We start from the raw sequence: 24,089 nt of genomic DNA, 5'->3' as shown, positions 1-24,089 counted from the left end.
AAGATCCTTTCAGGATGACAAAATCAAAAGAAGTATATAGCGCTGCTCCAAGATGGGAATCATAATATACTTGGAGGAATTCCCCTCCTCGGAGGGGTTAGGGGTGGGTTTACACCTTTACCAAAATTGTAGAGAAGAACTTGAGTTCTTAAATTATAAACAGAGTGGTTTTGGCTCTCCAGCCGTAACTAGTAAAACGTATACTTTCCTCACGTTGTAACATAACCCGGCCTCAACGGCAAGGGCTGCATTTTCCTTAAAGCAAACAGGCGAAGTATAACTGATGCCGTACTTCGCCTGTCTTTCTAACTTTGAACACGGTGTTACTGCGCCTTTCCGCGCACCTGCTTCTCCACCACGTCCCACATCTCCTGCGGTATCTGGTCGAAGCCGTTGAACTCGCCGGCGCCGTAGAGCCACTCGCCTCCATCTATCGTGACCACCTCCCCGTTTACAAAAGAGGCATAGTCCGATACCAGATAAGCTGCCAGGTTGGCCAGCTCCTGGTGCTCGCCGAAGCGCCCCACCGGAATGCGGTTTACCGGGTCCAGCTTATCGGCCAGCTGCTTGGGGAACAGGCGCGTCCAGGCGCCCTCGGTTGGGAAAGGCCCCGGGGCAATGGCGTTGGAGCGGATGCCATACTTGGCCCACTCGGAGGCCAGGGAGCGCGTCATGGCCAGCACGCCGGCCTTAGCGCAGGCAGAGGGCACCACATAACCGGAGCCCGTCCAGGCATACGTCGTGACGATGTTGAGGATAGTCCCTTCCTGCTTCTGTTCTATCCAGTGCTTGCCGAGGGCCAGGGTGCAGTTGTAGCTGCCTTTCAGCACGATGTCGGTGATCACGTCGAAGGCCTTATGGCTCAGGCGTTCGGTGGGGCTCACGAAGTTGCCGGCAGCGTTGTTTACCAGCACGTCTACCCTGCCAAACCGCTCCAGCGTGGCCTGCAGCATGGCCTCAATCTCGTTATACTTGCGCACATCGCAAGCGATGGGCAGCACAGCACCCCCAGTTTCCGCCTCCAGTTCTTTGGCGGCTTGCTCCAGCACCTCCAGCTTGCGGCTGCAGATAACGGCGTTGGCGCCCAGCTCCAGAAAATATTTCACCATGGAGCGGCCGAGGCCGGTTCCACCGCCTGTCACAATAATGGTTTTGCCTTTCAGGGCTCCCTCCCTTAGCATGGGTTCAGCTTTTATCATGGGTCTCGCGTTTAAAATGAAGCGGCTATACGTAACCAAATCTCTCTAAATATAAGTATAGCCCCTGAACTCATACGTATACTTTCAGCAAATATTAAAGTAGATGAGCAAGGAAGAATTACAGAAAGAACTGATGCAGGCTGCAGACGGGATTCTGCTGCGCAGCGAGATAGAGTCGCCGTTGGAGTTTGTGTACCTGGAAACGGAGCAGGGGCGGCAACTAACACCCGAGGATGTGGTGGAGTACGCCGGCAAACCCTCAGGAATGGCCGTGAAAGCGTATGACCTCGAAGGCTTCATGCAGCTGCTGCAGGGCATTACTTCAGACGCCCGCAAAGGGCCCGATTCAGCGACCCGGCAACTGTTTGGCACCCTGCAGCGCCTGCTGCAGGATGTGAAAGTATACACCATCACCCAAATCGGAACAGAGGCCTATATACTTGGCAGAGCGGAGGATGGCAATTACGCCGGCTACAAAAGTATGGTGGTGCTCGACGAGTCCTCGATTGAAGAACGGGACGAAAGCTAAAAGTGGTCCTGTAATAATTTATTCGCCGCGATGATGCCGCTCAGGCAGACGCCCGGAATGCCCTGCCCGGGATAAACCGTATCGCCGCAGAGGTAAGCGCCCCGGTGGTCGAGGCGCGCGTCTTTCATTTGCCAGGGTTTTATGTGGCGGTACTGCGGATAACCTCCCACAGCCCCGAAGGCTCGTTTGGTCCAGAAAATCCAGCCCCCCGGCGTGGCCGACTGCACTGAAAGTATACTTTCCGGACGCACCAGGCCACGCCTCTCCAGTTCCTGCACAATCGCCTGCTCCAGGGCAGCCTTATCCTCAATCAGGTGCGCCTGCGGATGATGCAGGTGCGTGCTTATACTTGCCACAACGGTTCCATCCGGTGCCCTCAACCTGTCGGAAGGGTGACTGAAGCTGATGAAGATACTTTTGCTGCCCGTCTGTGGCAGCGGCTGCGGTAGGAGCACCTGGTGGTGGAGTACCTCCCTGGCCTCCCCGGCCTGCAGCACCAGCGCCATGGTAAAGGCCCCGTTCAGCTTGTCAGACTCCAGCAAGTATGGCGTCAGGCTCCGCTTGATTTTCTCCTCCTGAAATAACTGCGCTGTATTGTTCAGCGGGATGCCGGAAATAACGAAGCGGCACTCCACCTCTTCCCTGCTTGTCTTCAGCCGGTAGCCTTCCGGTAAGGTTATTACTTCCTGCACCTCGTGGCCATAACTTAGCGTGGCTCCCTTGGCAAGTATAAACTGCTCCACGGGCTTTACCAGGTTTATCAGGCCGCCCGGCACGTAATAGTTGGAGTACAACGTATAGCACAGCGCTGTGGCCCCGAAAAGCTCATTCACTTCCGGCAGGTAGTTCTGCGCCGTTATCAGCAGCTGCTCGTTCACGAACCGGGTGAAAAGCCCGTTCTGGTGCAGCCCATACTTTTGCAGGACCTGCTCCATGGTCCGGAAGGCGCCGGGCAGCAACCTAATCTGGCCAGGGGTTACGCGCATGCCCGAAAGCAGCAGGTCCTTTGTGTTGGAGAAAGGAAAGCTGCGCTGGCGCAGGGAGGTGCGCCATACTTCCCGGCTGATGCCGTAGCAATGCTCCCAGAACTCCCGCTGCTTATACTTTCCAAACACCCGCTCCGCCTCCGCTATCCACAACTCCAGGTTGCCATACCGCGTAAGCAACTGGCCATCGGGCAGGTGCACCTGCATGGGCGTTTCCAGCACCTGCAACGGCACTTTAATGCCTGTCTGGTCCAGCAGGTAGCGCAGGGGCATATGCTCGTCTAACCCGACCAGCGTGGTGGCGCCGGTCTCGAACCAGTGGCCTTTCCGGCGGTAAGAAGTGGCACAGCCGCCGGGATATTTGGCCTGCTCCAGCACACAAACCCTCAGTCCATACTTGGCCAGCAGGGCCGCGGCCGTCAGCGATCCAAATCCTGATCCGATAATGGCTACATCGTACCTCATTTATACTTTACTTTGTGGCGGCTTAAGCAGTAGTATATGCCACTAATAACCAAGTGGCGTTTGTAATGTTGTAGCAGTATAGACTTTGAAAGTATAATGGAGGACAAAAGAAGGATTAGCATCATGGGCTGCGGCTGGCTCGGCATGCCGCTGGCAGAGCAGCTGCTACGGCACGGGTATTCGGTAAAAGGCTCTACCACCTCGCCGGACAAAATAGAGGTGATGCTCGAAAAGGGCATTCAGCCCTACTTGCTCAACCTGGCAAATGAGGAGCAGCTGGATCGCGCCGCCCTGGAGAACTTCCTGGAAACAGACGTGCTTGTGCTCAACATCCCGCCGCACCTGCGCTCGGATGGCGGGGAGGCCTATATGAACCAGATGCAGCTCCTCCTGAAGTCCTTGCTCAGCTCGCCGGTTAGCCGCCTGCTGTTCGTTTCCTCCACCTCCGTGTACCAGGACCTGAACCGCGTGGTAACAGAAGAGGACATTGTTTTTACAGATGAGCTGGAGCCCGCAAATACCCTGCTGAAGGCCGAAAGGATGTTCCAGGACCGTGAGGATTGGGTAACAACCGTAGTGCGTTTCGCCGGACTGGTAGGCGGCGCGCGGCACCCGGGTCGCTGGCTGGCAGGAAAACAAAATGTGCCGGACGGCGACGCCCCGGTAAACCTGATCCACCTGGAGGACTGCGTCAGCATACTTTACCGCATCATAGAGCAGGAAAAATGGGGCGCTGTGTACAACGCCTGCTCCGATCTGCACCCGCTCCGGAAAGAACTTTATACTTCGGCTGCCCATTCGCTGGGGCTTACGCCGCCGCAGTTCCAGGACATGGTGGAGACAAAGTTCAAGCTCATCAGCAGCCAAAAGCTAAAGGACGATCTCTCCTATACCTTCATCCACCCCGACCCGATGGCATTCTTTTCGTAACTTTGCGGCTGAATGGTTGCATTGCCTCATGGTTAAAGTATAACCAAAATGACAGCAGTGATTCCACCCTTTTCACAATCAAGGGCAGGAAAAATACCGGCAATCAACAAAAACAATTAACGTGAAATTAATGCAGATAGCCATTATTGGCGGTGGGGCCGCCGGTTTCTTTGCCGCCATCACCTGTGCAGAGGCCAACCCAAAGGCCAGGGTATTGCTGCTGGAGAAGACGAGTAAGCTACTGGCCAAGGTGCGCGTTTCCGGGGGAGGCCGCTGCAACGTTACCCACCACTGCTTCACTCCTGCTGTGTTTGCCCAAAACTACCCACGCGGCGCCAAGCAACTGAAAGAGGCTTTCAAGCTGTTCGGTGCCCGCGAAACGGTGGATTGGTTTGCGCAGCGCGGTGTCAAGCTCAAGGCCGAGGCAGATGGGCGTATGTTTCCGGTGACTGACAACGCTGAGACTATCATTGAATGCCTGCTGCAACAGGCCAGGCGGGCAGGTGTGCACATTAGGACCAGCGCCAGCGTCGAGAGCATTTTACCCGTGCAGCAGGATGGTACCCAGCATTTCATACTTCAGCTGGCCGGTGGCGAAAGTATAAAAGCAGACAAAGTGCTGGTGAGCACCGGTGGCAACCCCAAGAGCCAGGGCTACGATTGGCTGCGGCAGTTGGGGCACGCCATTCAGGAGCCCGTTCCCTCCCTTTTCACGTTCAATGTACCAGGCTCTCCGCTAAAAGAGCTGCTGGGCGTGTCGGTACCGCAGGCGCGGGTGCGCATTGCCGGGCAAAAACTGGAGTATGAAGGCCCGCTGCTGATTACCCATTGGGGCTACTCCGGCCCCGCCGTTCTAAAGCTGTCGGCCTGGGGAGCCCGGCTGTTCCATGAGCAGAAGTATAACTTCACGGCTCTTATCCAGTGGGTGCCCGGGCAAACGGAAGAGCGCCTGCGGCAGGAGCTGCAAACCTTCAGGCAATCCCACCCCAAGAAAATCGTAAGCAGCAACCCGCTTTTCGGGCTGCCGCAGCGGCTATGGCAGGGGCTTGCACAACTGGCCGAGGTGCCGGAGGAGGTACGGTGGGCAGAGCTGCCGGCCAAAAACACAAACAAGCTGGTGGAGGCGCTGCTTCGGATGCCGGTGGCGGTAAACGGCAAAACCACCTTTAAAGAGGAGTTTGTTACCTGCGGCGGAATCGACCTGAAAGAGGTAAACATGAAAACGATGGAAAGCCGTCTGCAGCCCGGTCTATACTTTGCCGGCGAGGTGCTGGACATCGACGGCATCACCGGTGGCTTCAACTTCCAGGCCGCCTGGACGACAGGCTACCTGGCCGGGAAAGCCATGGCTTAACCCACGGTAGATCAGGTTTTTGGAAACCAAAGTACAGCCATATCAGTATGAATGCATATTAGAACAAAACTGATAAAACTATGGAAATTAATAAAGAACTTAAATCCACTGTGCACCACCTGATAGAGCGCTGTAAAGATGGGGCCAAGGGCTATAAAACCGCTTCGGAGGATATTGAAGACCAGGACCTGAAGGACCTCTTCCTAAAGTATGCCGTGCAGCGCGACAGCATGATTACCGAGCTACAGGACCAAATGCACCGCCTGGGCCACACCGATGATGAATCGAGCTCCATAGAGGGCACGCTGCACCGCGCCTGGATAGACCTGAAATCAGCTCTGACCTCAAAGGATCGCGTGCGGGTGCTGGAAGAATGCGAGCGTGGCGAGGACTATGCCGTGAAGGCTTACGAAGAGGCGCTGCAAAAGAACCTGCCCGCCGATCTGAAGAAGATTGTGGAGCAGCAGTACCGCGACGTAAAACATGCGCACGATCACATTCGCGCGCTCCGTGACGCCGCAAGAGAATAGGCAATGATTTCTGTGAAGTATAAAAGAGCCTTTCGGGGCTCTTTTTTAGTTCCCGCCAGCACAGTTTTCCTACAGTTGAACAAGTATACTTCCTCGTTCCGTGTCGCTCAAAAATCTATTCGAAACAGAGGTACGGCAGGCGCTCGCCCAGTATAGCCAGCAGCTTGGCCAGGAAACCGTCACACCGGAGGCGCTAGCTCCCCTGCCCGCTGCTGTTCAGGGCTACCTCTCTTCCTGCGGCTACGTGGGCAAGCCCCGCATCCGCAATTTCTTCGTGGAGTATGACCATGCCCAGATAAAACTTAACCCTGCAGGAGAATGGCTGAACTTGCGCTGCATGCAGTTTAATTCGGTGGCTCCCGCTACCCGGCTTGCCCTGATGCAGGCGAAAATGTATGACTTTGTTCCGTTCGGGGCCAGAGACGAGTACCAGCACGGCCAGGGCAACATGCTCATAAAGCTGGCAGGGCTGACCATCAGCAATGCCCGCGGGCCTAAAATGGACCAGGCGGCACTCGTTACTTTTCTGGCGGAGGCTCCCCTGCTCCCGGGCCTTTTTTTTCAGCAGCACACCACCTGGCAAGCGTTGAGCCCCGGACGCATTGGCGCAAGTATAACGGATGCGGGCATAACAGTGGGTGGAGCGTTCCAATTTAACGGCCGTGGCGAGATAACCTCGTTCCGCACCAGGGACAGGTACTATTCTACAGACGGAAAAAGCTATCAGAACTGGGAATGGTCAGCCTTGCTGGACAGGTACAGACCACTGGGAGAATGTAAGATCCCTACCGTGGTGCGGGCCGTGTGGCACATGCCCGGCGGGCACGATTATGAGTACTTCAGGGCAAGTATAAAGAGTATAAAATATAACCTCACCGGCTGGCCCTAAAAAAGAACAAGGGTAACATCCGTCTGATATTACCCTTGTCTTATCTAACTGTTTAAACAGTCAGCTTAATCTTCCAACCTTTTTATGATACCCTCTTTAACGGGCACCCGAAAGAAAGGTTATGGTTCCGAAAATTTTTGCATCAAAAAAGCCGGCTTTTCGGCCGGCTTTTTCTTCAAGCTCGGAAGTTTAAACTTCTTGCGCTGATTACATTAATATTTACGCAAAACAAATTGCAGTGTTTCAGGAATAAATAAGATTAAAATCTTCTTTTTCGGAACCCTCCGCCACTTCTTCTGTCACCGCCGCGGTCACGGTCGCCGCCACTGCGTCTGTCCCTGAAACCGCCTCTGTCGCGGTCACCGCCACGGAAACCTCCGCCGTCGCGGAAGCCACCACTTCTGCGGTCGCCCCTGTCTCTGTCGCGGTCTCCGCCGCCGCCAAAGCCAAAGTCTTCCTTATCGCCACGGCCTTCTTTCGGGCCGGAGCCTTTCTTCTGCGACTTCTCAACGATCACCATTCGGCCATCGTATTCCACGCGCCCGATGTTCTCCACGATCTCTGCCGTATACTCGCTCGGCACCTCTACAAAGCTGAACTTATCGTAAAGGTCGATGTCGCCAACGCGCCCTTCCGGGATGCTGGAGTTCTGGGCCAGCAGGTCGATGAGGTCTCGCGGGTGCACGCGGTCTTTCTTGCCGATGGTGATGAACAGGCGGTCCATGCCTTCTTTCGTGGCTGAAAGTTCTTTCTCCGCCTCAGCGCCCTTCTCCTTGACTTTCTGCTCCTTCAGGCTCATTTTCAGGAGCGCGGCGGCCACATCAAGCGGAGTAAAGCCCTCTGTCTCGTTCACGAAGCGTTCGATGCGTGCTACGTGCTTGGCCAGATGACCTTTATCCAGTACTTCCTTCACCTTGTCGAAGAAGATGTTGGTGCGGATTTCATTCACGTCTTCCAGCGACGGCACCTGCTGCAGCACAATCTTGGCCTTGGTATAGCGCATGATGTCTTTCAGCTTGTAGCCGTCGGAACGGCCGCCCACAAACGAGAACGCCTTGCCTGACTTGCCGGCGCGGCCGGTACGGCCAATGCGGTGCACGTAGGATTCCTCGTCCTGCGGCAGGTCGTAGTTAAACACGGCCTCCACGTTCTCCACATCCAGGCCACGGGCAGCCACGTCAGTCGCCACCAGTACCTCGAGGGTGCCGTTTCGGAATTTATTCATCACGGTGGTACGCTGGTTCTGGTTCAGGTCACCGTGCAGTCCTTCGGCAAAGTAGCCACGCGCCTGCAGGCCTGCTACCAGGTCGTCCACCATGCGTTTGGTGTTGCAGAAAATAATCACCGACTTCATGTTGTACATGTCCAGCAAGCGGGACAATACTTCCTGCTTGGCGCTGTTACGCACCTCAAAGTAGGCCTGGTCGATGTTGGTTACTGTCAGCTCCTGGCGTACCACCTTTACCAGCACAGGGTCGGTTTGGTAGCGTTTGGTCAGCTCCATAATCGGCTTGGACATCGTGGCCGAGAAGAAGATGGTCTGTCTGTCCTCCGGGATTCGCTCCAGCACGTACTCAATGTCCTCGCGGAAGCCCATGTCAAGCATTTCATCGGCCTCGTCCAGGATAATCTTCTTCACGTTGTCGAGCACCAGGGTGCCGCGGTTGATGTGGTCCATCACACGGCCCGGCGTACCGATCACAATCTGCACCCCTTGCTTCAGGGCGCGCAGCTGGCGGTCGTAGCTCTGGCCGCCATAGATAGGCACCACGCTGATGTTCTGCTTATACTTGGCCAGCTTCTGAATCTCGCCGGACACCTGGATGGCCAGCTCACGGGTGGGGCAAAGTATAAGCGCCTGTACGCTACGGTTGTTTGGGTCAATGGTCTCAACGGTAGGGATACCGAAAGCGGCCGTTTTTCCAGTGCCTGTCTGGGCCTGGCCAATGATGTCTTTTCCTTCTAAAACAACCGGAATGGCTTCTTGTTGGATGGGAGAGGCTTCTTCAAAGCCCATGTCAGCGATAGCACGCTGTACTTCCTGCGAAAGCGGAAGCTCGTCAAATCTGATCTTGTTCATCTAATATGTTATAACTGTACTTCTGGAGGCAGCCTGTCTATACCGAATTTCCCTTACTCAAGAGAACGACAAAATAAAAACAACTAAGTAGCCAACAGTGTAGTAACCAGTTATCCAAGAACGCAGACTGTTCCAAATCGGGCGCAAAGTTACAACATATCCCTCATAAAAACTAATCAAATCTTCAAAACCACTCCAAAATAAGTATAAGCTAGTATAGGACAGATCTGTACAAATAACAGATTAAAAATCAGTACTTTCACCAGTATTTATAAAAAAAATATATATACTTAAATTTTATGCTTAAATTACGCCTTATTTATAAAAATTTATCCAAATAAGTCAACAACTGAGAGAGTCGCACGTTAAATAGCTATATTCGCTAACAGAAAAGCCCTATTCGCCATAATATAAGGTTTACCGGGAATTACTTTTGGCAAACCAGCGTAATAGAAACATATAAAGAAAAACTTTTAGCAATCGCGTATTCATATGCGCTATGCACGCGTTCTCTCATTGCACTACTAGCAAAAACTTTTGCAGGCTATTACTACTGGTAACCATAACAGAGTATTCACTATTGCATCGTGTGGGAGGCGTATGCCCTATCCCCATGCAGCATGAGAAAAGATATAATAAACATCCCTAATCCCTTAAGCTTTTTACTATGTTGCACTTTTCCAAAATCTCCTCTAAAGGCAAGGATTTCAACCTGATCGCGTCTGGAGCGCTGGCCTTTAAAATTCACAACAAAATCCTCAAGGATGACACGTTCACAAAAGGAACCAAAATCAGCCGGAACATGCTGCTGGGCAGTGTGCCTGCCAAAGCCATGACGGCAGACAAGCGCAATGTCTTCTATGTTATCCTCTCGGATGTTGACCGCACCAATGTGGAGGACCTTTGCAAGATGATTGCGCAGGAGCGCAAGAAAGGCAGTTATGCCGTGTGCCAGGTCATCCCGCTCTACTACAACGAGCCTTCGTTCAAGGCCCTGAAAACACTCCGCCAGAATTTTGATGAGGTGATTGAACTGAACAAGTTCAGTTTCGGAAATGGCAAGGTACTGATGAGCGCCGAGCAGCAACACTGCCTGATAACGGACTACTCGCTCTCCATGGCCCGCATCATGTACCATGTATGTGTAAAAGACTTCGCTCCAATAATGCAGGAGTCCAAGGGCGAGCTGGTATACGTAGCCTAACCACGCCTGCTAAAGAAAAGCATAGCAGCCTCTGTCGCGCAACTGGCAGAGGCTGCTATACTTTTATGTGGCTTTATACTTTATAGTTCTTGCTAATATTTTTAGCTTAACACTTGATTGGTGAGCTGGCAAAACTGTATCTTTAAAGTATAGATACAACGCCATGCCATCTGTTTTCAAGATATACTCCTCCTCTGCCGGTTCGGGCAAAACCTATAACCTGACGAAGGAATACCTGAAGCTGGCCCTGCACACCTCGGATCCGGATTATTACCGCGGCATACTGGCCATCACCTTCACCAACGACGCGGCCGCTGAGATGAAGGAGCGTATCCTGGGGGCCTTGCGTAATTTCAATGATGCCACGCTTTCAGAGAAAGAGAAGCAAAAAAGTGAAAGCCTGCTGCGACAGATAACGGAAGAACTGCAGGCCGATTACCCGCAGGAGCAGTATGACCTGGAGGAAGTACGCCGCCGCGCAGCCACCCTCTTCCGCCAGATTCTCTACAACTACTCCGACTTCAGCGTGAGCACCATCGATAGCTTCGTGAACAAGATTGTGCAGGCCTTTACCCGCGAGCTGAACATCCCGCAGAACTTTGAGGTGGACCTGGACTCCAACACTTTGCTTAGCACGGCCGTGTCGCTGCTGCTGGACAAAGTAACGGACTCGAAGGACGACCTGCTCTCGCAGACGCTGGAGCAGTATGCGCTGGAGAAGGCGCGCGAAGGCAAAAGCTGGACCCTGTTGCCCGATGACCTGATGGACTTTGCCCGCAACCTGCTCAACGAGCAAGTATACGAGGCCATCACCGACCTGCAACAGCTGAGCCTGGAGGACTTTAAGGAAGTGCGCGAACAGTTATACCTGGTGCAGCAGCAAGTAGCCGAAACGGTGCAGGAGGCGGCGCAGCAGGCCATGCAGCTTTTCGAGCAGGCCGACGTCTCCCCTGCCGACCTCTACCAGGGCAACCGGGGCATCTGGTCTTACTTTAACACCTGGCTCAGGTCGGTGGACCTGAACTATGGCAACAACTACGCCCGCCAGACCATAGAAGATGATAAATGGTATGCCGGCAAGGCCTCTGCCTATGCCAAGGCGCAGATAGAAAGTATAAAGCAGCCGCTGACCGATTTATACTACCACATCGAAAGTATAAAAGAACAGTACGCCGCCACCTTTACGCTGGTGCAGCAGGTGGTGCCGCATCTCTATAAAGTATCGCTGCTGAACGAGCTGGAGAAGTGCCTGCAGGAAATCAAGCTCGACAAGAACACGGTGCACATCTCAGAGTTTAACAAGCGCATCATCGATATTGTGCTCAAAGAGCCGGTGCCCTTTATTTATGAGCGCCTGGGCGAGAAGTACAGGCACATCCTGATTGATGAGTTCCAGGATACCTCGGTGCTGCAGTGGAACAACCTGCTGCCGCTCGTAGACAACGCCCTGGCTTCGGGCCATTTCAGCATGGTGGTGGGCGATGCCAAGCAGGCCATTTACCGCTGGCGCGGCGGCGAGATGGAGCAGATTCTGCACCTGTATAAAAACTCCACGCGCCAGCTCTACGAAAACCGCCGCCACGGGCCCCTCATTCGCGAACGCTATGAGTCGGTGGACCAGGCGCTGCAGCCGCAGAACCTGAGCGTGAACTTCCGAAGCCGCTCCGAGATCATCGACTTTAACAACGAGCTCTTCACCTTCATCAGCCAGGGACACCAGGAGTTCGGTATGTTCACGTCCATATACGACAAGGACTTTACGCAGCAGGTGCCCAAGGGCAGCGACAAGAGCGGCGGCCATATCCAGATCATGTTCACGCACGACGATGACCTGAACTACAAGTATAACCTCAACAACTGTGAGCGTACGGGGGAATTGTATGAGGGCTATCAGCACAAAGAGCTGCTTACCTACGACGAAAGCACGCTGAACATGGTGCTGCAGCTGGTGCAGCAGGCAAAAGCCGAAGGCTATACGTTGAAAGACATCGCCATACTTTGCCGTACCAACCAGAAGAGTAAGCTCATTGCCAAGTTTCTGAAGGAGCGCAAGTATGACATCATTTCCCAGGACTCGCTCTCGCTGCAGTTTGCCGAGGTCATCAACCTGATCATTGCCATGTTCCGGGTTTTCAACCGCCCCAACGATTCACTGGCCAAATCAGAGGCGCTGTACTTAGTCTGCAAAGTATCGCTGGGCGTGATTCCGGATGTGGAGATGACCAAAACCATTGCCGACATTGCCAACGACAGGGAGAACCAATCGTTTTTCGACCAGCTGCGCGTGTTCGGTTTTGAGGTGCAGGAGCGCGAAACGGGCAATCTTTCTATTTATGAGCTGACGGAGAAGCTGATCCGCATTTTTGATTTGCTGGGCAAGAACAACGAAAGTGAGTACCTTTTCCGCTTCCTGGACCTGGTGCTGGAGTATAGCCTCAAGCACAGCAACAACCTCAACAACTTCCTGGCTTACTGGGATGTGCAGAAGGAAAAGCTAAGTATAAATACGCCCAAGGACCGTGACGCCGTCACGATTACGAGCATCCACAAGTCCAAAGGCCTGGCCTACCCGATCGTCATCATCCCTTTTGCCGACTGGAGCACGGAGCCAAAGCGCGGCTCACTGATGTGGAGCGCCTTGCCACAGGAGGTAAGCGTGACGGGCAAGCTGCGCAGCGTGGCAGTTAACATAAGTTCCAAACTGGAGAACACGACACTGGCCAAACAGTACAGCACCGAGCTAGAGAAAACTTTTATCGAGAACCTGAACATGCTCTACGTGGCCCTCACCCGCCCTATCGACAGGTTATACTTGATCGGCAATGCCAAGGACCTGCTGGAGGAGCGAAAGGCACCCAAGCTGGACGGCCAGGCTAAAAACGTGAGCCATATCCTGTACCGCTACCTGGTGTATAAAGAAGTGTGGGCATTCGGCCAGCACTGCTACCAGCTGGCGCAAGGCAGGCCCCAAAGTATAAATCATCGTCCTACTGATGAGAAAGCCTACTTCCTCGACCACCTGACCTCGGCCGACTGGGAGCAGCGCCTGAAAATAAAGCAGCACGCCAATAACGTGTTCGACTTTGAGACGCAGACCGTGCAGCGCCAGCAGAACCGCAAGCTGCACTACGCCCTGGCCCGCATCGCCTTTGCCCCAGAGCTGGATAAGGTGCTGCGCCAGATGGGCTACGAAGGCATTATCAGTGAGCGCGAAAAACCGGAGCTGAAACAGAAACTGACGCAGGTGCTCAACCACCCGAAGCTGGGCCGCTACTTCACCAACCAGGTGGTAGTGGAGCATGAAAAGGAAGTGCTTGACGCCCGCGCCTACCTCTACAAACCGGATCGCATCGTATTCGACGGTGAGGCTGTGGTGTTGATGGAGTTCAAAACGCCGCCACCCGAGCCGGAGCACAAGTATAAACTCGACCATTATGCCGTGCGCTTCCGCCAGCTGGGGTATCAGCAGGTGAAATGCGTGCTCTACTACTTCGAGACTGAACAGGTGCTGGAGTGGCAGTATGGCGGTAAAAAAGCAGAGCAGTTGGGGTTATTTTAACCCCAACCCAACCCTCCCCTAAAAGCAGGAGAGGTTGAGAAAATAGTAAACAAAAGTATAAGTATAAATAACAAGTAAACCGGAACACCCCCTCCTGTTTTTAGGAGGGGGCAAGGGGGAGGTAACCATGGAACAACGATTAACACTCATCACCTTAGGGGTGCGGAACCTGCAACGCGCCAGGGAATTTTACCAGAACGTATTTGGCTGGCAACCTACGGAGAGCGACTCCGAGGGAATAGTCTTCTTTCAGCTGAACGGCATGCAGCTGGCCCTTTTCCCGCAGGAATCTTTGGCTGACGATGCAGGCGTGTCTCCGGAAGGCAGCGGATTTAAAAAGTTCTCGCTGGCCTACAATGTGCGCTCGGAGCAGGAAGTGGATGAGCTGGTGGCGCAACTGGAGGAGAAAGGTGCTACGGTGGTAAAGCGGCCGGAGAAAGTTTTCTGGGGCGGCTACAGCAGCTACATTTCTGACCCGGATGATAACCTGTGGGAGATTGCTTACAACCCGTTTCTGCTGCCGGATGAGCCAAAGGGGCACAGGCACACTTCTATTCACTAGACTAAGATTTACAGGATTAAAGAATTTACAAGATTAATATAATTGGCAGAAGCGGACGCTTGCGCCAGCGGTATAATATAAAAGCTATATCTTAAATTGTCATCCTGAAAGGATCTTGGTTGATTGAGCTAAGGCCTTCACAGCTCGCCCACAAGATCCTTTTAGGATGACAAAAAAGGGTGCCCCCTATTTCCATATATCCTATTCATCCTTATATCCCATGAATCCTAGTCCAACTTTTCTGGAGCTAACGGCCAAATACGTTTTCGAGAAGTATAAAGAGCACATCAGTGACCTGTGCATTGTACTGCCGTCGCGGCGTGCAAGCTTTTTCTTTAAAACTGCGCTGGCACAGGCCTCGCCAGAGCCGATTTGGTCGCCGGAGGTATATGCGATGGAGGACTTTATCCGCAGCCTCTCCAAAACCGAGGTACTGGAGCCAATTAACTTACAGTTGGAGCTCTTTGACCTCATGCGCGAGCAGGACCCCAAGCTCGACTTCGATAACTTTGTGACCTGGGCCGGCACCTTGCTGGAGGACTTCAGCCGCATCGATCAGAACCTGGTGGACACAAAGAAGTTGTTCGAGTACCTGGGCGAGGCCAAGGCACTGGAGCGGTGGGACCCAAAATTCCTGGGCAAAGAACTCTCTCCTACCCTAAAAAAGTACTTCAGTCTCTGGGATAATATTGAAAAAACGTACCACAACCTGCAGAAGCGTCTGTTGGAGAACAAGCAGGCCTATACGGGAATGGCCTTCCGGAAAGTGGCCAAAGACATCGAGCGGATCGCCAAGGAAAGCGAGTGCCACCAGTTCATCTTCATCGGCCTGAACAGCCTCACCCTTTCTGAGGAAAAGATTATCCGCACGCTGCTTAAGCACGAGAAGGCCGAGGTGCTGTTTGATACGGATGACTTTTACATGGACGAGCAGGGCCAGAGTAACCGCGCCGGAAGTTTTTTGCGCAAGTATAAAAGCACCTGGAATTTACCCGAATGGCGCTGGCAACAAAATCTGCTGCTAACGGATGAGAAGGAAATCGACGTAATTGGGGTGGCCAATGCCAGCATGCAGGGCAAGCTGGCGGGGCAGCTGCTGCAGGAAATACGCGAACAAAACCCGCATGCCCAAACGGCCATCGTGCTGCCCGACGAAACACTTTTGCTGCCGGTGCTGCACTCTATTCCGCAAGATGTGCCGACCTATAACGTCACCATGGGCCTCAGTTTCCGGGGCACGCCCCTTTTTAACCTCATCGATTTGCTTTTTGAGGTGCACCTGACGGGCGTCACGCAGCTGCAAAGTTCGGGTTACAAAGTATACCAGTACCACCACCTGAGCGTCACCAAGCTGCTCACCCATCCGTTCATCCGGCGCTATGAGCTATCCCTGAATGATGACCCGGAGCAGGCTCGCTACCACGGTATGATTCAGCAGGTGCTGGACAAAATGGTGCAGGAGAACCGGGTACTCATCACGGCGCAGGAACTCATTGACCTGAGCCAGCACCACCCGCTCTTCGAAACGCTTTTCCGCACCTGGCGCGATTGCGACGACATCATCGTGGCCCTGTACGAGCTCATCGAGCTGCTGCGCCAGGTCTACACGCACGGCCGCAACAGCATCGAAACGGAGTACCTGTACATTTTTTATACGTTAGTCAAGCGCCTCGACACCATTTTCGACTGCCGCGAGCATAAGATATCGGTGCGCAGTTTCCGCAAGTTTCTCTATGAGCTGATCGGGCAAACGCGCCTGCCTTTTAGTGGGGAGCCTATCTCCGAAGTGCAGATTATGGGTATGCTCGAAACGCGCGCGCTCGACTTTGAGAACCTGATTATCCTGTCGGTAAACGAGAACGTGCTGCCGGCGCCCAAGCGGCAGGAGAGCCTGATGCCGTATGACGTGCTGCGCGAGTTCGGGCTGCCGACCTATGCCGAGACCGAAGGTGCTATGGCCTACAACTTTTACCGCCTGCTGCAGCGCGCCAAAAAAATCAACCTGCTCTACGTGCTCCCCTCCGACACCTACGGCTCGGGCGAGAAGAGCCGGTTTATACTTCAGCTGCAGAACGATTTGGCGCTGCGCAACCCGAAAATAACTTTCCGGGATATGATTGCGGCGGTGGAGCAACAGGAGATGCGGCAGTACGAGGAGGATATTGTGGTACCCAAGTCGCCGGAGACCATTGCCCAACTGCGGCAGGAACTGGAGCGCGGCCTCTACCCTTCGCACCTGAACATGTACATCAACTGCTCGCTGCAGTACTACTTTACCCGCATCGCCAAAATGCAGGAGATGGACGAGGTGGAGGAACAGCTCGGCGCCGACCAGTTCGGTACCATCGTGCACCAGGTGCTGGAGGATTTCTTCCGCCCCCACGCGCAAAGCGGCGAGCCTATACTTGCCGAACACGTGGAGCTGATGCTGCAGGCGCTGCCGGAGAAAGTGAAAGCAGAGTTTAGCAAGATAACGCTGGGTGCCAAACCGGAACGCGGCATGAATTACCTGCTGTATAAAGTGGCTGTGGAGGTGCTGGAAAAATACCTGCAAAAGCTTAAAGACTCCGACGAACTACCCCTGTACGTGTTGCGCCTGGAGGACACGCTGGCGACCATACTTCCGGTGCAGGTGGGCTCGGAGGTGGTAAACGTGCGCATCGCCGGTAAAGCGGACCGCATCGACCTGACGGGCCATGAACTACGCGTGATTGACTATAAAACCGGCAAAGTGGAGCAGAACCAGCTAAAGGTGAAGCCGGAGGATGTGGATCTGCATTTCCTCACCGACCCCAAGTATGGCAAAGCGCGCCAGCTGTGGCTCTACGAGTACGTGCTGAAGCGGGTGCTGGAGGATCAACCCGAAACGATACTTCGCAATGCCGGCCATATCTCCCCATTAAGTATAGCCCCGAAGTCCGGCATTATCTCTTTCCGAAACCTGGAGCCGGGCGTGCTCTCGTCAGAGTTTAACTTTGTGGAAGAGGGCGGTGCCACGCCAAAGGATTTTGTAGCGGCCTCGGAAGAACTGCTGGGAGACTTCGTGCGCCGCATGCTGGACCCGGAGGAACCCATTCAGAAAACACGCGATCTGGACGTATGCCAGTGGTGTGCTTACCGAGGGATTTGTGCCAGGTAAATATTTTCTCTATTTATCGTACTTGAGGAAAACCTGCACTAGAGAGCCACTTAAGTCTGAGTGAATCAGCTGTTAAAACGCAAACAAGCATAACCTATGAGACAAACCTTTACGCTTCTCTTTTTTCTCCTCGCTGCCCCATTCCTAAGCCTCGGCCAAGTGAATTTCAAACCTGGGCTGGTCGTGACAAACGGCGATACCTTAAAGGGATACATCAATTACCAGGAATGGATTAAAAACCCGGAGGCTATACTTTTCAAACACGCACTAACTAGCCAAGAGCAGCAGACGTTTACCGTACACAATTGCACATACTTTGAAATAACGGGGCTGGAGGCATATCACCGCTACGTGGGTCCGGTAAGTATGAATGAGTTGAAAACAGCCAACCTCCCCTCCAGCCCGGACATTGCTGCCGTGACCGATACTGTCTTCCTGAAAGAGCTGGTACATGGCCCTTACGCTGCCCTGCTTTCCTACGCAGATGCCGTTAAAACCCGGTATTTTCTGAAAGATGTAGCAGGTGATGCCGTGCAAGAAATGCTTTATGTAAGGTACTTTAGCTATGAGATGGGACGGGATATAAAAGTGCTGACACCATACAGGGGACAACTGTGGGGATTAGCTACTAAGTATGAACGCGGCACAGCAGCACTGGAAGGCAATATTAAACGCATAAGGTATAGCGAGTCAGACCTGCGACAGATCGTGAGCCAGATTAATGGCCTTAGCGCGCACGAGCATAAACAGCTCAAAAAGAACAACTCTAAAATTCGGTTTCTGGCTGGTATGGGTATAAACAGATCCACTCTGAGTTACCAGACCCTGGATGCCTCCAGGGAAACACAAGAGGCCTCGGTTGCCTACTCTCCTGCCCTCCTCCTGGGCTTTGATACTTTTCTGAACCGGAATACCAGGCGCCTGCTTGTCCGCTCCGAACTATACGCTGCCAAAGCCAGCTACAACCTGCACAAAGAGAGAACCTGGCCCGGTACCAAAAGTCGGGAGCACAACGACTATGAACTGGATTCCTATACTTTCACCTATAGCCCCCAACTTATTTACCATGCCTACAGCACAGATGCTCTGAAAGTATATGTGGGAGGAGGCTTTAGCGTACACTACTCGCATTACACCCAGAATAAGAATACGACCAGCAGGTTTTATCATGATGACATCACAGGGGAACCAGACTATACTACCACCCGGGATAACTACTTAGGTTTGTACAGCCTGTGGTATACGGTGCCGCTGAAAGCTGGCGTTGTCAAATCAGATAAATATGACCTGGGGGTTACGTATTTCTATAGCTTAAAACCAGGCATGAATTCATCACTTAAGTATAATGCTTTGCAAGTAAGCCTCAGCTACCTTTTTACAAAGCAATAAGCAAATCAGCCAAGGGCAATTCGAATCAGTTCGTGCCAGAAAACTATACTTTTATACTTTCTTTTTAGTGGAAGCGGGGGTATCATACTTTCACCTTAGCCCTCTTCTCCGGTTGCTTTAAACCATGCAAACCTAACTTAACGCTAAAGTATAAGTATTTACTCCTGTGAAGAGGATTTTAGAAATACTTGGCAAACTCGGGCTGACGCTGCAGATCGTAAAAACGGCCTTTGCCGCGGCTCTTTCCTGGTTTATAGCCTCCAGCCTGCTGCACTCCGAGTACCCTTACTTCGCGGCGGTAGCGGCCATTATTACGGTTCAGGTTACGGTGGCTGATTCCGTGAACAAGGCTACGCAGCGCATCATCGGGATTATTGGCGGTGTGTTGCTGAGCATGCTCCTGGGGCATTGGTTCCAGGTCAGCGCCCTGTCCATCTTCTTTATCATTCTGATAGGAATGGGAATTGCCAAGGCCTTCCGGATGAACCCGCAGATCATATCGCAGGTGGCGATTAGCTCGCTTTTGGTGCTGGCGTTTGGTGAGGCCAAGTCCGGGTACGCCTACGAGCGGATCATCGAAACCATACTGGGCTCTGGAATCGCTGTCCTCATTAACGCCTTGATCATTCCGCAGGATGCCCTTCCGGATGTGGAGAGAAGTATGATGACGTACAGCAAGCGGGCTGCTGCCACCCTGAGAGGGCTTACCGCGCTGCTGATAGACTCCGGCGGCCGCCGGAAAACAGGCCGCTCCGAAGTGGAGGCACTCACCAAAATAGCGACGGAGAGCCGCAAGGCGCTTGAGCTGGCCGAGCAAAGCCTGAAGTATAACCCCCTGCTCACCCACAAACGCGAAAAGCTGAGCCGCCTGGCGGCTGACATCCGGCTGCTCCACAGCATCATGATACAAATCCGGGGCATCCGCAGAAGCCTGGCCGACCTGCAGCTGAACACCTCCTTCCTGATTGATTACACCGGACGGGAGCAACTGATACAGAGCCTGCACGCCACGGCCGACTGCATCGACGCATTCGGCGAAACAATAGTGAATCCTTCGGAAGAAAAGACAGCCAGGCTTAACGAGGCTGTCCGGTTGGCAAGGCAGGAACAAGCCCGCAGTTTGGAAACGCTCACCAACATCACTTCGCTGCCTGTGCTGCAGGACATGGGCAGCATCCTCACTGACCTGCGCCGTATTGTTTCGGAAACAGAACGGCCGGCAGCTGAACAAGAAGAACTGCTTGAGCCTGATCCGACCCAGAAGGAAGTAAGCTAAGCCCAGGGCCATACTTTAAGACGCTGGGCTTAACTTAAAAGACACGGGTTACACATTCACATGGGCCATTTGCGCGTCCTGGTACCTGCCGCCGGCGGCTGCGCCTTTCGGGGCAATGGCATCAATCTGCTGCAATTCCTCCTGCGTCAGCGATACCTCCAGCGCCTTCACATTTTCCTCCAGGTACTTACGGCGTTTGGTACCTGGTATCGGCACCAGGTCCTCCCCTTGCGCCAGCAGCCAGGCCAGCGCCAACTGCGACGGCGTGCAGCCTTTGTGCTCGGCCAGTTCCTCAATTTTCTGCACCAGGTCCAGGTTCTTCTGGAAGTTCTCGCCCTGGAAACGCGGCGACTGGCGCCGGTAATCATCTTCGGCCAGGTCTTCAAACCGCTTAATCTGCCCCGTCAGGAAGCCCCGGCCCAGGGGACTGTAGGGCACAAAGCCGATGCCCAGCTCGCGGCAGGCAGGGAGTATTTCGTCTTCCACATCGCGGCTCCAAAGCGAGTACTCCGTTTGCAGGGCTGTAATGGGGTGCACTTTGTGCGCGCGCCTGATCGTTTCTACCCCGGCTTCAGAGAGGCCCAGGTAACGCACCTTGCCTTCTTTCACCAGTTCGGCCATAGCGCACACGGTGTCTTCTATGGGCGTGTTTTTATCTACCCGGTGCTGATAGTATAAATCAATATACTCTACCCCCAAGCGCTTCAGGCTAGCCTCGCAGGCCTGCTTTACATATTCCGGTTTTCCGTTGATGCCCAAAAAGCTGCCGTCTTTGCCGCGCACATTGCCAAACTTGGTGGCAATAATCACCTGGTCGCGCCTATCGGCAATGGCTTTGCCCACCAGCTCTTCGTTGGCGCCTACGCCATACATATCGGCGGTGTCCAGAAAATTTACGCCCAGTTCCAGCGCCAGGTGAATGGTGGCAATCGATTCGGTATCATCGCGGTCCGAGTAGAAGTCCGACATGCCCATGCAGCCCAGCCCCAGTGCCGATACTTCCAATCCTTGTTTTCCTAGCTTTCTTTTTTTCATCCGTAGTTTAGTATCTTGTAGGTGAAATTTACACGCGCCCTTTAAAAGGACAGCTATAGTTTACGCGGATGCCTCGGAGGCGTCTGAAGGAATACACGCCTTTGGCTTGCTTCTGCCGGGGCTTCGCTAAAATTGAACCAGAAACCACATGAATCAATCTATAAACGTCGGCCTGCTGGGCTTCGGAATGGCCGGAAGAACTTTTCACGCTCCTTTTATTTCGAACGTGCCGGGCCTCCACCTGAAAAAGATAAAAGTCAACCGCGAAGAAAGTATAGCCCTGGCCCGCACCCGTTTCCCGGAGGCGCAGATTGTGCCAAGCGAGGAGGATATTTTCAGCGATGCAAGTATAGACCTGGTGGTGATTGCCACGGCCAACCCTACGCATTATCCCCTGGCCAAAGCCGCGTTGCAGGCCGGCAAGCACGTGCTGGTCGACAAGCCTTTCACCATCACCAGCGCTGAAGCCGAGGAGTTAATCGCGCTGGCACAGGAAAAGCAAAAAGTGTTGACCGTGTACCAGAACCGCCGCTGGGATTCCGACTTTAAAACGGTGCAGAAGGTAGTGCAGGCAAGGCTACTGGGCAGACTGGTAGAGTATGAGGCCCACTTCGACCGCTACCGTAACGAGCTAAAGCCCAACAGCTGGAAAGAGGAGCCATTGCCCGGCGCCGGTATCCTGTACGACCTGGGCGCCCACCTCATCGACCAGGCTTTATACTTGTTCGGGGAACCGCTGGAAGTATTCGCCGATGTGCAGGTGCAGCGCGAGCACTCGCAGGTGCCGGATTATTTTGAGGTGGTGCTCTTCTATGAAGGCATGAAGGCCATTCTGAAAGCCGGCATGCTGGTGCGCGAGCAGGGACCGCATTTTATACTTCATGGCACCGAGGGCTCCTTTATAAAGTATGGCATGGATGTGCAGGAGGAGAACCTGAAGGCAAGCCGCTTTCCCGCCGATACCCCAAACTGGGGCGTGGAGCCAGAGCACCTGTGGGGCACGCTAAACACCACCGTGCAGGGCATGCATTACAAAGGCAAACTCACCAGCGAACCCGGCGACTATACCGGCCTCTACCATAATGTATACAAAGCCATACTGGGCCAGGAGGAGTTAGTGGTAAAACCGGATCAGGCACGCAACACCATCCGCATTATTGAGCTGGCCATGCAAAGCAGCTCGGAAAAGCGTAGGGTAAAAGTATAGTTAGGTATAGAATAGCCTGACATCCTTCTTGAATTGCTATACTTTAGAAGTCCGTTGCCTAAGGTTCTTAATCCTTACGATAGCCCTATCTAATTCATCTAAATGAGAGCAAACACCTTTGTCTATTTTGTAATTCTGAGTTTCTTCTTTACATGCTGTTCAGAAAGTTCTCAGAACATTGTAAAAGGGAATCAAGATGCAGAAATAACTCCTCTTCAAGCTTCTGACCTTGCTCCATTGGGGCTCAAAAGTGAAAAAATCACCTATCATCCGGAGCAATATGAAGAAGACATAGTAGACACAGTTCTTAACCAAGAGGCAAACCTAAGGTTAGTCTTAAAAAACTATAGCCTAATGGATAGAGGAATTGACACAGTGTATGTCTATGAGAACGGCACCAGGGAGAGAATCCATTTCAGGCATCATGCATCCGACATAAAATTGAGTCTGGGAGATTCATTGATTTATTCGGAGACTTTCACCAAAGAAAATTTGCCAAGCATTGACTTTACGGATGAATTCGGAAGAGCTTCACGGCTCAACCAAATTTGGCTGAATGAATTCAATCGGGAAGAAAATATCATTACCCTGTTTGCCACTGTATGTGTACCGGACACGGATTGGTGTAATTTTTATAAAATCTACATTGACCATGAAGGGAAACAGCGTATAGTTTTAGCTGAGCAGACATGATTATGCTGGATGGCCAGGCAAATAGCAAGGCTTCTACTGCCGAAACAATTTCACGAACAGCACCCTATTTAAAAGTATACTTTTATACTTTCCCTCAATTCAAATAACTCAGCTGAAAAGCCTTAGGCGTCAGGCCGACTTCTTTTTTAAAGGCCCGGATAAAGTAATTGAGGTTCTGGAAACCGGCCATATAGCAGGCCTGGGTCACAGAGTTTAGCGGATTCTGCAAGTAAGTTTTGGCCAGCCGGATGCGCTCTTTCAGAATATAATCGGCGGGCGTAAAGCCCAGCTCCTCTTTAAACTTGCGGAAAAAATTGGCGCGGCTCATGCAAGCTTTCTCGCTCAGTTTGTCGGCATCAATCTTGGAGGTGATGTTCTCCTTAATATATTGAATGATGTAGCCGAAGCGATTGCTACTGGCCAGCCGTTTGTAGTTATGCTCAAAAAATGCCCGCGCCTGCGTCTGCATCAGCCTCACCAGCAGTTCCCGTAGCGCCAGATCCACCAAGATGTCTTTCTCACGGCTTTGCTCGTGCAGGCCGAGCCGAATAAGGCGGTTAATGATCTCGGCCAGTTCCAGGTTGTTGGCCAGGTGCAGGTGCTCCTTGCTGATTTGCCACTCCTCTCCTGCCTCTGCCTTGGTATGCCGCTCGTTCAGCAAGCCAATCGTATCCTGTATCTGTTCCGCGGAGATAGCCAGGGCCAGGCATTGCGTCGGCGTCTCCTTTTTTGCCTCCGGAAAGTCAATCGTCATCAGCTCGCGTGGCGGCACTAGCACCGATTCACCGGGCAGGTAGTCAAAGCCGGGGCCATCCGAGAGATGCATGACTTTTTTGCCGCGCAACATGCTGGTCAGCACCCAATCATCAAACTGCAGCTGCACACCTTCTGCTTGCTGGTGCGTCTCAAACACGTTCAGCTCACAGGAATCCATACTATACACCGACCTGTTTTCGACCAAGGTGAACAGAGATCGCTCCTCGCGCAGGGCCACTGGTTGCAGGTTATACTTGATGGGCATAAGCAAAGTCTAAAATTTTATACTTAACATGATACGATAAGA

Annotated in this window: 18 protein-coding genes; 13 read left to right on the top strand and 5 right to left on the bottom strand. The window is 53.0% G+C overall.

The window, feature by feature from the left end:
• Positions 1-323: 323 nt before the first annotated feature.
• Positions 324-1,199 (bottom strand): SDR family oxidoreductase, encoded by an 876-nt coding sequence (locus tag C8N40_RS07705; RefSeq protein ID WP_108211204.1) that lies wholly within the window; start codon positions 1,197-1,199, stop codon positions 324-326.
• A 103-nt stretch (positions 1,200-1,302) separates the two neighbouring features.
• On the opposite strand from C8N40_RS07705, the gene C8N40_RS07700 reads away from it, so the two are divergent.
• Positions 1,303-1,728 (top strand): nuclease A inhibitor family protein, encoded by a 426-nt coding sequence (locus C8N40_RS07700; RefSeq protein WP_108211203.1) that lies wholly within the window; start codon positions 1,303-1,305, stop codon positions 1,726-1,728.
• Here C8N40_RS07700 and C8N40_RS07695 read toward each other — a convergent pair.
• Positions 1,725-3,179, bottom strand: a complete 1,455-nt coding sequence (locus tag C8N40_RS07695) for a phytoene desaturase family protein (protein WP_108211202.1) — start codon at positions 3,177-3,179, stop codon at positions 1,725-1,727. The two genes, C8N40_RS07700 and C8N40_RS07695, sit on opposite strands and share 4 nt — an antisense overlap.
• 96 nt (positions 3,180-3,275) lie before the next feature.
• Here C8N40_RS07695 and C8N40_RS07690 point away from each other — a divergent pair, with 96 nt between their 5' ends.
• The 4 genes from C8N40_RS07690 (at position 3,276) to C8N40_RS07675 (ending at position 6,882) form a co-directional block, all read left to right on the top strand.
• On the top strand, positions 3,276-4,109 hold the full coding sequence (locus C8N40_RS07690; protein WP_108211201.1) for an SDR family oxidoreductase: 834 nt from the start codon (positions 3,276-3,278) through the stop codon (positions 4,107-4,109).
• A gap of 130 nt (positions 4,110-4,239) precedes the next feature.
• Entirely contained in the window at positions 4,240-5,463 is a 1,224-nt protein-coding gene (locus C8N40_RS07685) for a BaiN/RdsA family NAD(P)/FAD-dependent oxidoreductase (protein ID WP_108211200.1), read from the top strand.
• Positions 5,464-5,543: 80 nt separating this feature from the next.
• Complete coding sequence (locus tag C8N40_RS07680) at positions 5,544-5,993, top strand: ferritin-like domain-containing protein (RefSeq protein ID WP_108211199.1); 450 nt, start codon at positions 5,544-5,546, stop codon at positions 5,991-5,993.
• A gap of 100 nt (positions 5,994-6,093) precedes the next feature.
• Positions 6,094-6,882 carry a DUF6544 family protein gene (locus C8N40_RS07675; RefSeq protein ID WP_108211198.1) on the top strand — a complete coding sequence of 263 codons (789 nt, stop codon included), beginning with the start codon at positions 6,094-6,096 and terminating at the stop codon, positions 6,880-6,882.
• 259 nt (positions 6,883-7,141) lie between these two features.
• Here the strand turns inward: C8N40_RS07675 and C8N40_RS07670 are convergent, their stop codons facing one another.
• A complete protein-coding gene (locus tag C8N40_RS07670; protein ID WP_108211197.1) occupies positions 7,142-8,962 on the bottom strand; it encodes a DEAD/DEAH box helicase in 1,821 nt (606 codons plus the stop codon).
• A 667-nt stretch (positions 8,963-9,629) separates the two neighbouring features.
• Here C8N40_RS07670 and C8N40_RS07665 point away from each other — a divergent pair.
• From C8N40_RS07665 to C8N40_RS07640, 6 genes are all read left to right on the top strand, one after another.
• Positions 9,630-10,166, top strand: a complete 537-nt coding sequence (locus C8N40_RS07665) for a hypothetical protein (protein WP_108211196.1) — start codon at positions 9,630-9,632, stop codon at positions 10,164-10,166.
• A gap of 163 nt (positions 10,167-10,329) precedes the next feature.
• A complete protein-coding gene (locus C8N40_RS07660; RefSeq protein ID WP_108211195.1) occupies positions 10,330-13,725 on the top strand; it encodes a UvrD-helicase domain-containing protein in 3,396 nt (1,131 codons plus the stop codon).
• Between the two features lie 127 nt (positions 13,726-13,852).
• Entirely contained in the window at positions 13,853-14,287 is a 435-nt protein-coding gene (locus tag C8N40_RS07655; RefSeq protein ID WP_108211194.1) for a VOC family protein, read from the top strand.
• 220 nt (positions 14,288-14,507) lie between these two features.
• Positions 14,508-17,426, top strand: coding sequence for a PD-(D/E)XK nuclease family protein (locus C8N40_RS07650; protein WP_108211193.1), 2,919 nt, complete (start codon positions 14,508-14,510; stop codon positions 17,424-17,426).
• 159 nt (positions 17,427-17,585) lie between these two features.
• Complete coding sequence (locus C8N40_RS07645) at positions 17,586-18,815, top strand: porin family protein (RefSeq protein ID WP_146173532.1); 1,230 nt, start codon at positions 17,586-17,588, stop codon at positions 18,813-18,815.
• 166 nt (positions 18,816-18,981) lie between these two features.
• Positions 18,982-20,091: an FUSC family protein gene (locus tag C8N40_RS07640; protein ID WP_108211191.1), complete on the top strand. Its 1,110-nt coding sequence runs from the start codon at positions 18,982-18,984 to the stop codon at positions 20,089-20,091.
• A gap of 48 nt (positions 20,092-20,139) precedes the next feature.
• Here C8N40_RS07640 and C8N40_RS07635 read toward each other — a convergent pair whose 3' ends face one another.
• Positions 20,140-21,126: an aldo/keto reductase gene (locus tag C8N40_RS07635; protein ID WP_108211190.1), complete on the bottom strand. Its 987-nt coding sequence runs from the start codon at positions 21,124-21,126 to the stop codon at positions 20,140-20,142.
• Positions 21,127-21,274: 148 nt separating this feature from the next.
• Between C8N40_RS07635 and C8N40_RS07630 the strand changes: the two genes are divergently transcribed.
• Together C8N40_RS07630 and C8N40_RS07625 are read left to right on the top strand one after the other, a co-directional pair.
• Positions 21,275-22,333, top strand: a complete 1,059-nt coding sequence (locus C8N40_RS07630) for an oxidoreductase (protein ID WP_108211189.1) — start codon at positions 21,275-21,277, stop codon at positions 22,331-22,333.
• 102 nt (positions 22,334-22,435) lie between these two features.
• Positions 22,436-23,026: a DUF4738 domain-containing protein gene (locus C8N40_RS07625; RefSeq protein ID WP_108211188.1), complete on the top strand. Its 591-nt coding sequence runs from the start codon at positions 22,436-22,438 to the stop codon at positions 23,024-23,026.
• A 94-nt stretch (positions 23,027-23,120) separates the two neighbouring features.
• Here C8N40_RS07625 and C8N40_RS07620 read toward each other — a convergent pair whose 3' ends face one another.
• Positions 23,121-24,047: an AraC family transcriptional regulator gene (locus C8N40_RS07620; protein WP_108211187.1), complete on the bottom strand. Its 927-nt coding sequence runs from the start codon at positions 24,045-24,047 to the stop codon at positions 23,121-23,123.
• Positions 24,048-24,089 lie beyond the last annotated feature (42 nt).

The organism is Pontibacter mucosus (assembly GCF_003054055.1).
GTDB classification, from domain to species: Bacteria; Bacteroidota; Bacteroidia; order Cytophagales; family Hymenobacteraceae; genus Pontibacter; species Pontibacter mucosus.
This window is presented reverse-complemented; position numbering and strand designations above follow the sequence as displayed.

Bases quoted from the DNA above. Each gene is read 5' to 3' on its own strand.
- C8N40_RS07705 (WP_108211204.1), bottom strand. From the start codon at position 1,199: ATGATAAAAGCTGAACCCATGCTAAGGGAGGGAGCCCTGAAAGGCAAA.
- C8N40_RS07700 (WP_108211203.1), top strand. From the start codon at position 1,303: ATGAGCAAGGAAGAATTACAGAAAGAACTGATGCAGGCTGCAGACGGG.
- C8N40_RS07695 (WP_108211202.1), bottom strand. From the start codon at position 3,179: ATGAGGTACGATGTAGCCATTATCGGATCAGGATTTGGATCGCTGACG.
- C8N40_RS07690 (WP_108211201.1), top strand. From the start codon at position 3,276: ATGGAGGACAAAAGAAGGATTAGCATCATGGGCTGCGGCTGGCTCGGC.
- C8N40_RS07685 (WP_108211200.1), top strand. From the start codon at position 4,240: ATGCAGATAGCCATTATTGGCGGTGGGGCCGCCGGTTTCTTTGCCGCC.
- C8N40_RS07680 (WP_108211199.1), top strand. From the start codon at position 5,544: ATGGAAATTAATAAAGAACTTAAATCCACTGTGCACCACCTGATAGAG.
- C8N40_RS07670 (WP_108211197.1), bottom strand. From the start codon at position 8,962: ATGAACAAGATCAGATTTGACGAGCTTCCGCTTTCGCAGGAAGTACAG.
- C8N40_RS07665 (WP_108211196.1), top strand. From the start codon at position 9,630: ATGTTGCACTTTTCCAAAATCTCCTCTAAAGGCAAGGATTTCAACCTG.
- C8N40_RS07660 (WP_108211195.1), top strand. From the start codon at position 10,330: ATGCCATCTGTTTTCAAGATATACTCCTCCTCTGCCGGTTCGGGCAAA.
- C8N40_RS07655 (WP_108211194.1), top strand. From the start codon at position 13,853: ATGGAACAACGATTAACACTCATCACCTTAGGGGTGCGGAACCTGCAA.
- C8N40_RS07650 (WP_108211193.1), top strand. From the start codon at position 14,508: ATGAATCCTAGTCCAACTTTTCTGGAGCTAACGGCCAAATACGTTTTC.
- C8N40_RS07635 (WP_108211190.1), bottom strand. From the start codon at position 21,126: ATGAAAAAAAGAAAGCTAGGAAAACAAGGATTGGAAGTATCGGCACTG.
- C8N40_RS07630 (WP_108211189.1), top strand. From the start codon at position 21,275: ATGAATCAATCTATAAACGTCGGCCTGCTGGGCTTCGGAATGGCCGGA.
- C8N40_RS07625 (WP_108211188.1), top strand. From the start codon at position 22,436: ATGAGAGCAAACACCTTTGTCTATTTTGTAATTCTGAGTTTCTTCTTT.
- C8N40_RS07620 (WP_108211187.1), bottom strand. From the start codon at position 24,047: ATGCCCATCAAGTATAACCTGCAACCAGTGGCCCTGCGCGAGGAGCGA.